This is a genomic window from Staphylococcus nepalensis (genome assembly GCF_014635045.1).
In the GTDB taxonomy this organism is placed as follows: Bacteria; Bacillota; Bacilli; order Staphylococcales; family Staphylococcaceae; genus Staphylococcus; species Staphylococcus nepalensis.
The window spans coordinates 157,234-171,618 of sequence record NZ_BMCF01000001.1 but is presented as its reverse complement, the minus strand read 5'-3'; the positions used below and the strand labels follow the sequence as shown (position 1 = coordinate 171,618).

General features: G+C 31.0%; 13 protein-coding genes and 1 pseudogene. 8 read left to right on the top strand and 6 right to left on the bottom strand.

Annotated features, from left to right (window positions below; translation table 11 throughout):
* Window positions 1-4: 4 nt before the first annotated feature.
* Both IEU88_RS00905 and IEU88_RS00900 read left to right on the top strand, forming a co-directional pair.
* On the top strand, window positions 5-1,057 hold the full coding sequence (locus IEU88_RS00905; RefSeq protein WP_096808565.1) for an ABC transporter permease: 1,053 nt from the start codon (window positions 5-7) through the stop codon (window positions 1,055-1,057).
* Window positions 1,057-1,725 (top strand): ABC transporter ATP-binding protein, encoded by a 669-nt coding sequence (locus IEU88_RS00900; protein ID WP_096811197.1) that lies wholly within the window; start codon window positions 1,057-1,059, stop codon window positions 1,723-1,725. Before IEU88_RS00905 ends, IEU88_RS00900 begins: the two co-directional genes overlap by 1 nt.
* A gap of 325 nt (window positions 1,726-2,050) precedes the next feature.
* Here the strand turns inward: IEU88_RS00900 and IEU88_RS00895 are convergent, their stop codons facing one another.
* Entirely contained in the window at window positions 2,051-3,022 is a 972-nt protein-coding gene (locus IEU88_RS00895; RefSeq protein ID WP_103373624.1) for a YdcF family protein, read from the bottom strand.
* 221 nt (window positions 3,023-3,243) lie between these two features.
* Between IEU88_RS00895 and tcaR the strand changes: the two genes are divergently transcribed.
* From tcaR to tcaB, 3 genes are all read left to right on the top strand, one after another.
* Window positions 3,244-3,708, top strand: coding sequence for a MarR family transcriptional regulator TcaR (tcaR, locus tag IEU88_RS00890; RefSeq protein ID WP_096808567.1), 465 nt, complete (start codon window positions 3,244-3,246; stop codon window positions 3,706-3,708).
* A 381-nt stretch (window positions 3,709-4,089) separates the two neighbouring features.
* Window positions 4,090-5,475, top strand: coding sequence for a membrane-associated protein TcaA (gene tcaA, locus IEU88_RS00885; RefSeq protein ID WP_096808568.1), 1,386 nt, complete (start codon window positions 4,090-4,092; stop codon window positions 5,473-5,475).
* Window positions 5,476-5,732: 257 nt separating this feature from the next.
* Window positions 5,733-6,944 (top strand): putative multidrug effflux MFS transporter TcaB, encoded by a 1,212-nt coding sequence (tcaB, locus tag IEU88_RS00880; RefSeq protein ID WP_318270776.1) that lies wholly within the window; start codon window positions 5,733-5,735, stop codon window positions 6,942-6,944.
* Between the two features lie 71 nt (window positions 6,945-7,015).
* Here tcaB and IEU88_RS00875 read toward each other — a convergent pair whose 3' ends face one another.
* A complete protein-coding gene (locus tag IEU88_RS00875; RefSeq protein ID WP_103372883.1) occupies window positions 7,016-7,564 on the bottom strand; it encodes a TetR/AcrR family transcriptional regulator in 549 nt (182 codons plus the stop codon).
* A gap of 126 nt (window positions 7,565-7,690) precedes the next feature.
* Here IEU88_RS00875 and IEU88_RS00870 point away from each other — a divergent pair, with 126 nt between their 5' ends.
* Window positions 7,691-8,338 carry an HlyD family secretion protein gene (locus tag IEU88_RS00870; RefSeq protein WP_096808571.1) on the top strand — a complete coding sequence of 216 codons (648 nt, stop codon included), beginning with the start codon at window positions 7,691-7,693 and terminating at the stop codon, window positions 8,336-8,338.
* Between the two features lie 12 nt (window positions 8,339-8,350).
* Window positions 8,351-10,243, top strand: a complete 1,893-nt coding sequence (locus IEU88_RS00865; RefSeq protein ID WP_103372882.1) for a DHA2 family efflux MFS transporter permease subunit — start codon at window positions 8,351-8,353, stop codon at window positions 10,241-10,243.
* Window positions 10,244-10,508: 265 nt separating this feature from the next.
* Here the strand turns inward: IEU88_RS00865 and IEU88_RS00860 are convergent.
* Window positions 10,509-11,204 (bottom strand): annotated as a pseudogene (locus IEU88_RS00860) (transposase); the annotation flags it as partial.
* Between the two features lie 293 nt (window positions 11,205-11,497).
* Window positions 11,498-12,133 carry a hypothetical protein gene (locus IEU88_RS00855; protein ID WP_096808573.1) on the bottom strand — a complete coding sequence of 212 codons (636 nt, stop codon included), beginning with the start codon at window positions 12,131-12,133 and terminating at the stop codon, window positions 11,498-11,500.
* Between the two features lie 276 nt (window positions 12,134-12,409).
* On the opposite strand from IEU88_RS00855, the gene IEU88_RS00850 reads away from it, so the two are divergent.
* The gene (locus IEU88_RS00850; protein WP_096808574.1) at window positions 12,410-13,315 is read left to right on the top strand and encodes an alpha/beta hydrolase fold domain-containing protein; all 906 of its coding nucleotides are present in this window, start codon (window positions 12,410-12,412) and stop codon (window positions 13,313-13,315) included.
* 118 nt (window positions 13,316-13,433) lie between these two features.
* On the opposite strand, the gene IEU88_RS00845 is transcribed toward IEU88_RS00850, so the two are convergent.
* Window positions 13,434-13,841, bottom strand: a complete 408-nt coding sequence (locus tag IEU88_RS00845) for a hypothetical protein (RefSeq protein WP_096808575.1) — start codon at window positions 13,839-13,841, stop codon at window positions 13,434-13,436.
* 13 nt (window positions 13,842-13,854) lie between these two features.
* The gene (locus tag IEU88_RS00840; RefSeq protein ID WP_103372881.1) at window positions 13,855-14,322 is read right to left on the bottom strand and encodes a thioesterase family protein; all 468 of its coding nucleotides are present in this window, start codon (window positions 14,320-14,322) and stop codon (window positions 13,855-13,857) included.
* Between the last annotated feature and the right edge of the window lie 63 nt (window positions 14,323-14,385).

Below are 14,385 nucleotides of genomic sequence, written 5' to 3'. Positions count from 1 at the left end.
CGTTATGAAGTTAGCATGGCAAGAAATTAAATATTATAAATTTCGTTATATATTAATCATGTTAATCATATTATTATTAGGTGTTATGGTGTTATTCATTAGTGGTTTAGCACAAGGTTTAGCAAGAGAGAACGTATCAATGTTGGACAATATGAAAGCAGAAAAATACGTTATGCAAGACAACAAAAAGCCACAAATTGAGAAATCAGTGATTAAGCCAGATCAACAACAGAAGGTCGAAGATATAACTGACCAATCCCCTTTAAAAATAGCATCTCAAACACTGAAAATTGATAAAGATGAAGAAGATGTGGTTATGACTAATACAGTGACAAATGAAAAACCGAAATTATCAGAAGGTAAATATCCTGAAAAAGATAATGAAATTGCTATTAATAGTAAGTTAACTGCTAATGGCGTAGAAATCGGAGATACAATTAACACCAAAAATGGGAAAAAATTAAAAGTATCTGGTATTTTAGACGATACAATGTATTCTCATAGTTCGGTTGTTATGATGAATAACAGTGGATTTGATGAATTAAATAAAGAAGTGAGCACGGTTTATCCAGTTAAAGATTTATCACAAAAACAACAAAATGAATTAGAAGATATTTCTGGTATAAAAGTATTTAGTGAAGATGATATTACTGCTGAAATACCAAGTTATCAAGCAGAACAAGCACCGCTTAATATGATGATTGTTAGTTTGTTTGTTATATCTGCTATAGTACTTAGTGCATTCTTCTACGTTATGACAATACAAAAGATACCTGAAATAGGTATTTTAAAAGCAATAGGTATTAAGACAAGACATTTATTAAGTGCTTTAATTATTCAAATATTAATCACTACCATGGTTGCAGTGATCATTTCTGTAGGGTTGATTAGTAGCTTATCATTAATAATGCCGATTACTATGCCATTCCATGTAACGGTTACAAATATTTTATTAGTAGTTGGTATATTCATTATCGTCGCTATAGTGGGCGCAGCGCTATCATTTATAAAATTATTCAAAGTAGACCCTATTGAAGCAATTGGAGGTGGAGAATGATGAGTTTACAAGTAAAAGATATTAAAAAATCATTTGGTAAAGGTTCTTCAGAAACAAAAGTCTTAAAAGGAATTAATTTTGAAGTTAATGAAGGAGAATTCGTTATTTTAAATGGTGCTTCTGGTTCTGGTAAAACCACACTATTAACTATTTTAGGCGGGTTATTGTCGCAAAGCAGTGGTAATATATTATATAATGGTGTACCTCTCTATTCTAATGATAAAAAAGCTTCGGAATTGAGACTAAACGAAATAGGCTTTATATTTCAGTCTTCTCATTTGGTACCGTATTTAAAAGTAAAAGACCAGTTGGCAACAATTGGTAAAGAAGCAGGAATGTCTAAAAAAGAAGCAACTAAAAGAGCAGAAAAATTATTAAAGCAAATAGGTTTAGAAGAACAACTAAACGCATTTCCCCATACACTATCAGGAGGTCAAAAACAACGTGTTGCAATTATGAGATCATTAATGAATAATCCTAAAATGATTTTAGCTGATGAGCCTACTGCAAGTTTAGATGCAGAGCGCGCCACCGAAGTGATAGATATGATTAAAGATCAAATTCAAAGTAAAAAAATGATTGGTATTATGATAACACATGATAAAAGGTTATTTGATTATGCTGATAGAGTAATAGAATTAGATGACGGTATTATTGTAAGTAAATAAAATAATGATAATCTATAACAACAAGATAGATATCACATTTTACTATTATGATTTTAATGTTCCTTTCTCATACTAAATAAACAAAAGCACTTCCATTCAGAAATGGAGGTGCTTTTGTTTATTTAAAATTATATGATGGCTAAGAGTAAGGCAGAAATCGTATTTTTATAAAATGAATTTGTTGCTCAACTCTGGCAAAATGATTTGAAAAATGAACTGAATTCAAAAAGATGCTTATATTAATTTTTGAATTTATTTGTAATTGTCTTTTAAAAAACAAAATAAGACAATTAAGACTGAATTTTTATCATACCATGCTTTAATTTTACATGGATGGTATATGCCATAAAGCCATCATGCATGCCCAAAATAAGGTAGCAAAATAAATGGTTAATAATAATTTATATTGATACATAATTGCTAAGAAATCTCTGATTAACGCGATTTCAAAAAAAGGGTAAGGGGTATGACTGCCCACACCTTTCAGTTTGATATTTAATTTTTGACCGAACCTTAATGCACGCATAATATGAAATTGGCTAGTTACACATAAAATGTTTGGTTCATTCTCGTAATAATGTTCAATTAAAGCTTTAGTATATTTAATATTTTCGAATGTGCTTGTGGATTGGTCTTCCATTGTAATGGCTGATGGGTTAACGTTGTTATGCACTAAATATTGATACATCGCTAATGCCTCTGATATTGGTTCATCTGGTCCTTGGCCACCACTCACGATAATCTGAGCATTTGGATATAACTGATATAATTCCAACGCTTTGTCTAATCTTTTTGCAAGCATTGGTGTCACTTGGTTAGTGAAAATACCTGCCCCTAATATGACAATGACATCGAAATTTTGATGATAGGTAACATTTAAAAATGCAGATGAACATAACACGTAACAGATAAAAGTGAAAAAAGCACTAAACATAATGGCTGCGCCCCAGTAAAAAATAACATTAATTCCAACTGGAATTAAACTGATATAAGCACATGCAACCATGAAAAGCAGTAATTTAAAGGCGATATAATAAAGACGTTTTATAAAAAGTGCGCTTGTTCTATATCGTAATAATCGTTTGTGTTTGATATGTATAAGTGATACGCCAACAAACATAGTAATCGTTAAGTCTATAGGTAATGATAGTTTACCAGCATGCAAAATAATAACAATATATCCTATAATGATTTGTACAATAAAAAAAGTTAAATGAGTAGCCCAGTTCCAATTTTTATACATAACAATAAAACCGAATACAATGATTAGGCAACAAATGAAAGACAACGTATGCATGGTTCACCCCGAATATTTATAGTAAGTTAAATGTATTGCAAACTTCCAAAATAATCAAATGTTAATGATGCTATATATGAATTTCTCCTTATTTCAAAATTAAAACTCCAATTATTTGTAATTATTGCTTTTATACAGCAGAGAATATTGATATTATTAACATAATATAAAAAAAATAACGTTTACATAAGTGAGCTAGAATGGTAGAGGTGCGAGAAGTTATGGTTAAAAATTTAAGTAGTCATATTGATTTTATGGGAGAATTTATAGATGATGTGAATACTTTATTAGCTAAATTATTAAAAGAGTTACGAGAAGACTATAACGTATCAAGAGAGCAAGCCAATGTGATATTAATGTTAGAAAACGAAAAAGCGATGACATTAACAGAAATAACCGAAAGACAGGGCGTAAACAAAGCTGCTGTCAGCCGTAGAATTAAAAAGCTAATACAAGCAGAAGTTGTTCAATGGGACAAATCAGAAGAAAATATAGATCAAAGGTTAAAATATATTAAATTAACGGAAAAAGGTAAACAATTTAATAAGCAAAGTAAAGCAATTATTAATGATATTGTAAGTGATATTTTACACGATTTATCCGATGAACAAATTGAACAAGCACGTTACGTTTTAGAAATTATAGATCAAAGGTTAAAAAATTTCATTACAAAACATAACCATTAATATGCCTATTAATGATAATTATTTAATATAAAGCTAGAAAGCACAGTTTAAAATATATGGATTGAGAGTTGCTAGATGACTATAAGTCTATTTAGTAACTATTTTATTTGAGGTTATGTTTTTTAACTATATACAGTTTTCAAGAGCATGGATGGTCAGGCTTTTTAATTTTATAGCTTACAAGTCATTGGACTAACGATGTATATCAATTGAAACATAATAAACATATAATAGAAGTTATGTAGTGTAAAATGAATTTAATGCAATTTAAAATATACCATAAATAAGTAGAAATGGCTTGCTAATGCCGTATAGTTTAAGATCAGGATATGTTAAAATAACGAAATAATGTAAAAAATTGGGTAGTAGCGAGGTGATAAAATGCAAAAGTGCCCTAAATGTGGGGAAAATATAAGAAAAGGACAACGAAGATGTAGTCATTGTGGCTATCGTATAGAGTCAACAGATAGTGAAAAAATGACTCGATCTACCAAAGAAAACAAAAAAGCAATGAACATCAAAGCAAGAAAAATTATCCCCTGGGGGATTGCAGCTTTTATTATTATCCTGATTTTGATTATATTTATCTTATTGAAAAATTTTAATTCGCCAGAAGCACAATCAGAAATATTGATCAATGCTATAGATAATAACGATACACAAAAGTTATCCACTTTATTAAGTACTCAAAATAATAGTGTAGATGAAAATGAAGCCAAGGCATATATCAAATATATAAAAAATGAAGTCGGTATGAACCAATTCGTTAAAGATATAAATCAAAAAGTAACAGATTTAAACGCTAGTCAAACCAACGAAGAAGATTATGTTACAGCAAAAAACGGCGAAAAGGTTTTGCGTATCAGCAAAAATGGACGACGCTATTTAATATTTGATAATATGAGTTTTACGGCTCCTACCAAAGAAGCTATTGTTAAACCGAAGTATGATACAACTTATCAATTCAAAGCAAATGATAAGCAAAGAACTGTGCATGCAGAGAAAAATAAGACAACAGTTTTAGGTGAATTTATCCCTGGCAATTATATGATTGAAGCTAAAAAAGAAATGGCTAATGGTCAATTTAGCGGTGAACTTAAATTTAATTTTAATAATAGTAATCATGAAACAGTAGATGTTTCAGAAGACTTTAATGAGGCCTATATAGTAGTTGACTTAAAAGGCGCTTCAGAAATTGATAAAGACACGGTTAAAGTAAAAGTAAATGATAAAACGTATGATTATGCGAAAAACCAAGAAATAGGCCCATATCCAAAAACGAAAGAATTAACTGTCTCTGCAGAAGGTCAAGCGAAGAAAAAAACATTTAAATCAGCTGAAACGGTTATTAAAACCGACAACTTAAAAGATAAAACACGTGTCACATTAAACTTCGATAGTGATGAAATTCAAGATTATGTAGATAAAAAAGAAAAAGAGGAAAATAGCTTTAGAAATAAGGTGATTAATTTTTTCGGTAATTATACTGCGGCAATGAATAGTGCACATAGTCAAAGCAATTTTAATTTGGTTTCATCTTATCTCAAGACAAATACCGATAATTATAAATCTACTAAAAATGAGGTGCAAGGTAATACTATGTTTTATTTGCCTCAACCACAAATTACTGAAATTGTGAGACAAGGAGACACGTTTTACGTTAAGGCACAGACAGTAAAAGAAGACGGACAATACGGTGAAGTAGATTATCAACTTGAAGGCGATGATGATGCGAGCAACCTTAAAGTTGTAAAGTATTCCGAGTAGTATAAATCATACAGAAACAGCAGTTTGTTAAAGTAATAAATATAAGTGAAAAACTAAGCAATAATTTAAATTATTGCTTAGTTTTTTTATATCAAATAAAAAATAATAAACTATATTAATATTTTTAAACTAAAGTTATAATAGTAATAATGATTTCAATTTACTAATCAATCAAATGTTCAATATGGTAATATTTATACTAAAAGATACCCAAAGGGCTTGAGTATTACAAGTTTATCGATAGGAGTAAAGTAATGATGGAACACCAACAACATAAACAATCACTTATTTTTGTTATTATACTAGGTGCTTTGACTGCAATCGGTGCGTTATCAATAGACATGTTTTTACCTGGATTGCCTCAAATACAATCTGATTTTAATACCACAACTTCAAATTCACAATTAACTTTGTCTTTATTTATGATTGGTTTAGCAATGGGTAATTTATTTACAGGACCAATTTCTGACGCAATTGGGCGTAAGCAACCGCTTTTGATAGCTATGATGTTATTTACATTGGCAAGTATAGGCATTATTTTTGTAGATAACATTTGGTGGATGATTGCTTTACGATTTGTACAAGGATTTTGTGGAGGAGCTGGCGCAGTCATTTCGAGAGCAATTTCAAGCGATTTATATAGTGGGAAACAATTAACAAAATTTTTAGCATTATTGATGTTAGTCAATGGCGTTGCGCCTGTATTAGCGCCTGCTTTAGGTGGCGTTATCTTGTCTTTTTCTACTTGGCGCATGGTATTTATTATATTGACGATATTCGGCGTGCTCATGTTTTTAGGTACGATGTTCAAAGTCAAAGAATCACTAACTACTGAACACAGAGATAGCCCTCACATCATAAGTATATTTAAGAATTTTAAACAATTACTCCTAACGCCTCGTTTTGTATTACCGATGCTGATTCAAGGGGTTACATTTATCATATTGTTTAGTTATATTTCAGCATCTCCTTTTATCAGTCAACGTATATACGCAATGTCGCCACAGCAATTTAGTATAATGTTTGCGGTCATTGGCATTAGCCTCATTATTTCAAGTCAGTTGACAGGTAAACTCGTTGATTACATACATCCTCAAACATTACTCCGTATCTTAACATGTGTGCAATTGATTGGCATCATATCAGTTACGATTATTTTGCTGAACCATTTGTCGATTTGGATGTTATTTATTGGTTTTATTATTCTTGTAGCACCGGTTACAGGTGTTGCTACTTTAGGTTTTTCAATTGCAATGGATGAGCGCACTGGTGGCAACGGAAGTGCATCCAGTTTACTTGGACTTGTACAATATTTATTAGGTGGAGCGATCTCACCACTTGTAGGAGTAATGGGGGAAGAAAATTATACACCTTATGTATCAATTATCTTATTAGCAGGAATTTTATTAGTAGTTTTACAAATAACAAACTATTTTATATTTAAGAAAAAGAAAATAATTTTAAATTGAACAAAAAAGTACGCAAGAATTAATTAAATTTTGCGTACTTTTTTATGTTTGTCGGTCAAAAATAAGATGAATTAGCGTTTTAATTTAATGGTGTTGGCTAGCAAAATTTGAGCTAATTCATCAATGGGTTGTGTACACCCCTCTTTAATCCAATCATAAACGAGACCCATTTGACCGCCTAGTGCATAAATTACAAAATGCTTTTTATTTAATACATTTGTATGGTCATTTAAAATTTTTGTATAAGTTGCTCGAGTATTTTCTATATAATCAAAAAATAAATCACGATTAGGATGTGTGACTAAAATAGCATGGAAATAACCGTAATGACGGTAAATATACCGTAAAATGATTTTGAAAAATTGATATAGTTTCACCTGATTAACTGAAATTTGTTCTGAACTTTCGTATAAACAATTTAAAAGGGTTTTATACTTTTGGATATGATGTGCTTGTATCGTTGATAAAAGATCGTATTTATCCACAAAATAATCATAAAATGTTGTTCTATTTACCCCACTATAAGCGCATAGCATCTTAATAGTAATATTTTCAAACGGATGTAATTCTAACAATGAAATCATATTAAATATTATTTTACGCTTAGCATATTGTTTCATAGTAACTCCTTTATCAAACATAAATAATGTATCCAACACATTTTATATAAGTGTTGGTATATTTTTATTTTTCATCTCTTTATAATATATAAGGTGAATTTTAAATGCAAATAGGAGGAAACTGTAATGAAAAAAATGGTATTAATAAATGTCATTACCATTGTTGTGCTTGTAATTATCGGAGTAGTAGGATTCCATTTTTATAATCAAGCAACATCATATGTAAGTACGGATAATGCCAAAGTCGATGGAGAACAAATTAAAGTCTCAGCTCCGGCTTCTGGTGAAATCAAATCACTTGATATTAAAAATAATGAAAAATTAAGTGAAGGTGACAAAGTTGCAGAGATAGCTGCAAAAGGCGAAGAAGGACAGGCTCAAAATATGGATATTAAAATGCCTAAACAAGGTACAATTGTCAAAGTTGATGGTATGGAAGGTTCAATGGCCCAAGCAGGAACGCCAATCGCTTATGCTTATAATTTAGATGAAACATACGTTACTGCTAATGTTGATGAAAAAGATATAGCGGATGTTGAAGAAGGTAAAGATGTAAATATTAAACTAGATGGTGAAGAAGCTGAATTGAAAGGTAAAGTAAAAGAAGTAGGTAAAGCTACTGCTTCAAGTTTTTCATTAATGCCTTCATCAAACAGTGATGGCAACTATACAAAAGTATCACAAGTTGTACCAGTAAAAATTTCTCTAGACTCAAAACCATCTAAAAACGTTGTTCCAGGAATGAACGCTGAAGTTAAAATTCATAAAAATTAAGGGGGTCTTAAAATGACAATGACCTTCATTATTATTTACGTAGTCATAGCGCTCATTCTTATCGGTGGACTTAATTTCTTTGTTATAAAACGAAAAAAGAAAAAAACAAGCCGAACTTTGGAACAATCTAAACATGAAAGCATTGCTTCTAACGAAAGTTATCAATCTAAATTTAAAGTAAAAAGTGATGAAACATCAACAGACGCATCAGTCAAAAATACAACAGCTCAAGAGAATAACGAAACAAATAATCTAAATGAAGAAAATGAGCAATCAACATTCAGTGAAGAGACGGATAATTTACACAATCCAAATGACACTGATTATGAAAAAATAAATTCAAATTCAGAAGAAGCTCAAGTAAATGAAAAATTGAAAGCTAAACATAGCACATTTATGTTTGGAAAAGGCACCTCTCAAGGAAAAGTTTTAGTAGCGATGATCTTTGGTATGTTTATAGCTATTTTAAATCAAACTTTACTCAACGTGGCATTGCCTAAAATAAATACAGATTTTAATATATCTGCAAATACTGGTCAATGGCTTATGACAGGGTTTATGTTAGTGAATGGTATCTTGATACCGATTAGTGCGTATTTATTTAATAAATATTCATATCGTAAATTGTTTTTAATAGCAATGGTATTATTTACCATAGGCTCTCTGGTCTGTGGTATGTCAGGTTCATTTGCTATCATGATGGTAGGTCGTGTGCTTCAAGCGATAGGTGCCGGTGTCTTAATGCCACTTGGTACAAATGTATTCATGACTATATTTCCACCTGAAAAACGTGGTGCAGCAATGGGGACACTTGGTATAGCAATGATCTTAGCACCCGCGATTGGACCGACATTATCCGGTTATATCGTAGAAAACTACCATTGGAATATTATGTTCTATGGTATGTTTATCGTAGGTTTAATTTCATTAGCAGTTGCCTATATATGGTTTAGAGTATATCAAGTCACTACCAATCCAAAAGCAGATGTGCCAGGTATCATCTTCAGTACAATTGGTTTTGGTGCATTATTATACGGCTTTAGTGAAGCAGGTAATAATTCTTGGGGTTCTCCAATTGTTGTAGTGTCACTTGTTATAGGTGTTATATTTATCATTGCATTTGTTATTAGAGAGCTTACAATGCGTGTGCCAATGCTAAGTATGGAAGTATTAAAATATTCAGGCTTTACTTTAACTACTGTTATCAATATGATTGTAACAATGAGTTTATTCGGCGGTATGATTTTATTGCCACTTTATTTACAAAACTTAAGAGGTTTTACACCGATACAATCAGGACTTTTATTATTACCAGGTGCATTAATTATGGGTGTCATGGGCCCTATAGCAGGAAAATTATTAGATACGATTGGTATTAAGCCTCTCGCTTTAATTGGTACTGCAATTATGACTTATGCTACTTGGGAATTAACGAAATTAAATATGAACACAACTTACGGCCATTTAATGATGATTTACATTGTGCGCTCGTTTGGTATGAGTTTTGTTATGATGCCAATTATGACTGCTGGTATGAATGCATTACCATCACGGCTTATTGCACATGGTAATGCTTTGTCTAATACTTTAAGACAATTGGCTGGTTCAATTGGTACAGCACTATTAGTCACAGTAATGTCAACACAAACGACACAATACGCTGCTGGTTACGCACAAGATTTAGATAAAACCAATCCATTTATTAAAGATCGTTTACAAGAAATGGCACAAGCGATGGGTGGAGAGCAAATGGCTACTTCTCAAATATTAGAATTTGTTCAAAAACTAGCTTCAATTAACGGGGTCAATAGTGCATTCCTCATTGCCACAGTACTCAGCGCATTAGCATTTGTTTTAAGTCTTTTCTTAAAAGGAAAAGCGCATTATATTTCAAATGAAGAATAAAAAGGGCTAGGTGAAGCAGATTACATGAATCAAACACATATATAAGGTTCGCCAACGTACCTCAATTAAAAGTAGCGCATTATATTCCTATTGCAGACACTTGTTGCCTATGCAAAGAGCTTGGGACATAAAGTTCTCGGACAAGTGAAAAAAGGCAATTTCTATTGAAATAATATAGAAATTGCCTTTTTCATAATTGTTTTGATTATAGTTAGCTCGTTGAGCTACTACTTTTCTTATATTAAGTGCCATTAATACAAAGCCAAGTTCGATTTTGACGTGTTTGCTTTCTTAACCGAGTAGATTTTTCATGTTCAATGTAATGATTTAAATCTTCGATTTCTTTATCCAAATGAGTACCAATTAAATCTATTTCTTCTTGTGTTAATTCATGATCATTATCTTCTTTAATCTTAGGTATGATTTTGTCTTTCACTAATTCATGATATAGGGCTTTAGAATCTTCATTCATTTTTGATTCATAGTTTTGAATACTCTTTTTCCAAACAAATGTATATCTATTGGCATTAGCTTCCAATTTTGTACCATCAATAAAAATAGTTTTATCATCTATAAGATTTTGTTTCAGACATTGGCTGTGAAATTGAATAAATAAAGATTCTAATAAGGCGTCTACTTTAGGGTTTACTCTAAAACGATTAATTGTTTTATAAGAAGATGTTTGATTTTGTGACAGCCACATCATTCGGATACAATCATTAAGCAGTTTTTCTATTTTACGACCAGAAAATACGGATTGTGCGTAGGCATATAGAATAATTTTCAACATCATTTTGGGATGATATGATGTAGCATCACGATAATGTTTGAATTCATCGAATTCATTTTCAGGTATTGTTTCAACGATTTCATTAACATGTCGTGACATATCATTTGTGGGGATAAGAACTGAGGTTCCCATTAGTAGTGTAAGTTGAGTCATGTTATAATCTTTATACATAAGGCATCTCGTTAATTTAGTTTAGTGGTATTTATTAAATTACACGTAAGGGCCTTATTTTTTTAAAGTATTTTAATGTAAAATTACATATAAATGTCACGTATTTTGGTGAGGCTCTTGAGGGAATTGGACAAGCTGAAGACTACAGGCTGAAGCTGTCCCCTAAGAAAGCGAGCCAACAATACGAAGTATTGAATAAAAAAGAAGCACTCAGATGAATTGAATTAAATCATCTGAGTGCTATTTTTCTGGGATTTATGTCCCAGGCTCTTTTTTTAGATTGGAATTACTGTCTATATGCGGGGTTTACGATTTCTAAAGAACAAACTGATGAGAAGTAACGCTATACTACACCCTAATAAAATAAAAGCATTATGTATAGCATTAGCTTCTGTTAAAATTTGTGTTGAATCTACTGTGATATAATATTGGTTCATTGAATCAGCGATTCTTGATGCTATGTTTTTAATTAAGTAAGAAAAACCGAAAGTAATCACAAGCATAATCGCTATAACAAATAGATTAACGATTTTTAAAGCCGTTCTGTTAAAGAATACAGTGAAAATAGTTAACACGATACTTAATATACAAGCAATAAAGAATACATAAAAGACTAAGATTAATCTGTCGATACTCGTTTGTAGATTGTCGATGCTTTCTATATTAATATTTAAATTAGTAAAATTATTAATTGTTTCTTGGAAATTGGTAAGTTCCTTAAAATTAACAGTTTCGTTTGCAAAGACTAAATTGAAAATCGGCTCTTTAAACATGCTATATCCAGAAATTGCAACTAAGATTAATACGATGACTTGTATGATAAGACTAACCCAAGATTTCTTCTTTTTCCCGTAACGTGTGCCACGTTGCATTGGCTCACTTGTGAGGGTGTGTTCAAAATCTTTAAATTGATGATTGTTTGCTGTCATAACTTACTCCTTTCACTGCAGTTATTTATTATATTGTTATTCTATGACTTTTATTTTGTTATAATATTGGATAACTGTTACATTTTAGTTAATGAAGTTGTACGCTTTGATTTTATTTAATACAGTACGAGTGATATGTTTATTTTCACTTTCTATTATAACTTCGTTTTTTATGTCATTATTTTAATTTTATCACATTATTTATTTTAAAAACCAAATTAATACAAAATTTCTAAAGTTTGGAAATTTGTTATAAAAAGATAGGACTGATTTTAAATGAAGTCAAGATTAACAACAAAATTTGTTAATAAATATTTATTACCACATCGTTCAATTATGTTTAATGACAAACATAACTTTGAACAATTTCTTAAAAAAAGATTAACGATGAATGAAAAGAAGCATAAACAGCCTGAAACATTGAATGTAAAATCTGACTTAGACAAACAAATGATAAATGATATGCAATTGTTTAGATTTCGTTTTAGACATAGCCAGCAAAAGAAAATTTTATATATTCATGGGGGATATAATGTTTTGCAACCCTCTGCGTTTCATTGGCGGTTTATGGACAAGCTTGCTTTGAGTACTTTATATGAAGTTGTTTTACCTATTTACCCTAAAGCGCCAAAATATCATATTGAAGATACATATGCAGCCATTCATAAAGTATATGAACAATTATTACAAGAATGTAGTAATGAAGATATTGTTGTAATGGGAGATGGTACAGGCGGAGGGCTTGCGCTCAGCTTTGTTCAACAACTAGTGTCTGAAAATTTACCATTGCCGGCTAAAGTTTATTTATTTTCGCCAATGTTAGATGCTCAACTAAACAATGAGCTTATCACCAAAGATTTAATAGAAAAAGATCTCATTTTAAATACAGATGGTTTACAGAAAATCATGAAAGTATGGTCTGGAGATTTACCGTTAAATGATAGTAGAATATCGCCTATTTATGGAAAATTATTTGGATTGCCGCCGATATATATATTTGGCGGTGGACGAGAAATATATCTGCCAGATATGAAAAAATTAGCTTATATTTTAGAAGGTATGAGACAGCCGGTGCAATTGTTTACCTTTAAAAGAATGGTGAATGCTTTTGCATTATTACCTATTAGAGAATCACATAAAGTTGTTAAAGAAGTTGTGAATACGCTTCATGACAAACGTTAGCTAATTGAGGATTTTAAAGTTGTTATGAAAAATGCATGGGATTGAACATAGATTACTGGACCTGCAAAAGTGTGTACATTAGACTTTTGTAGGTCCAGTTATTATTGTTGACTGCGTGTTAAAAATACTTTTTTACCGTTGAATTGATGGAAGCAATCACAGTTTGGGTCCCTTTTAATCTATAATGTTGTCCCAAAAATACATTGAAATCTTGTGTTGGTATGCTCATCATTTTAAATTCTAAATTAGATTTTTCAAATGCTTGTGAAGTTTTTTGAGCATACTCTGTGTACTTCTCGAGAAAATCTCTTTCTGATGGATGTTGTTCTATTAAAGAGCTAATTGTGTCTATAGCTTGTTTTTGTCCTTGTAAATAGCTAATATCTAATCCACGTTGTATAAGCTGGCTATCAGGACCATTGATAACAAGTTGTTTATTTTGGTTGAGTTCGCTTAATTCAGCTTTAGTTTGGTCTATTAAATCATATAGTTGAATATTTACATCGTCTATCATTTTTTGTGACATTTGTAAGCACTCCTTATCTAGATATACGGATACGATGACCTAATTGTTTGGGCCAATCGATGCGTTGTTGATGGTCATAATAATGACTTATTTGTTTCGCAAAATGATCAGGAAAGGGCGCTGTTTTACTGTTAGTCCGATCAATTCCTAACATCATTGCTTCGTTAGTTGCTACATTTGTGCCATCTTGTTTAGACATGATTGAAAAGAAATGTACACTTTTTTCGTTGTAATCATAAATATATATGTCGATGGTAAACACATCACCTTCAGTTAATTCTGATAAATAAGCAGTCTGTTCTTCAACGGTGAATAGTGTATAGTTTAATGTTTTGCGCTCCGCTAATGATAATCCATGTATGTAATTAAATTGGTTAATCGCTTCGCTAAACACCATGTTATAGTTAGCATCATGTACATGGCCATTATGATCTATCATATCGCTTGTAACAACTTGTGTTACCTTAAAAGGATCATTCATGGGTACCTCTCCTTATTTTATTAATAGTTACCATTTAATTATTGAAATATATCTAATATCAGT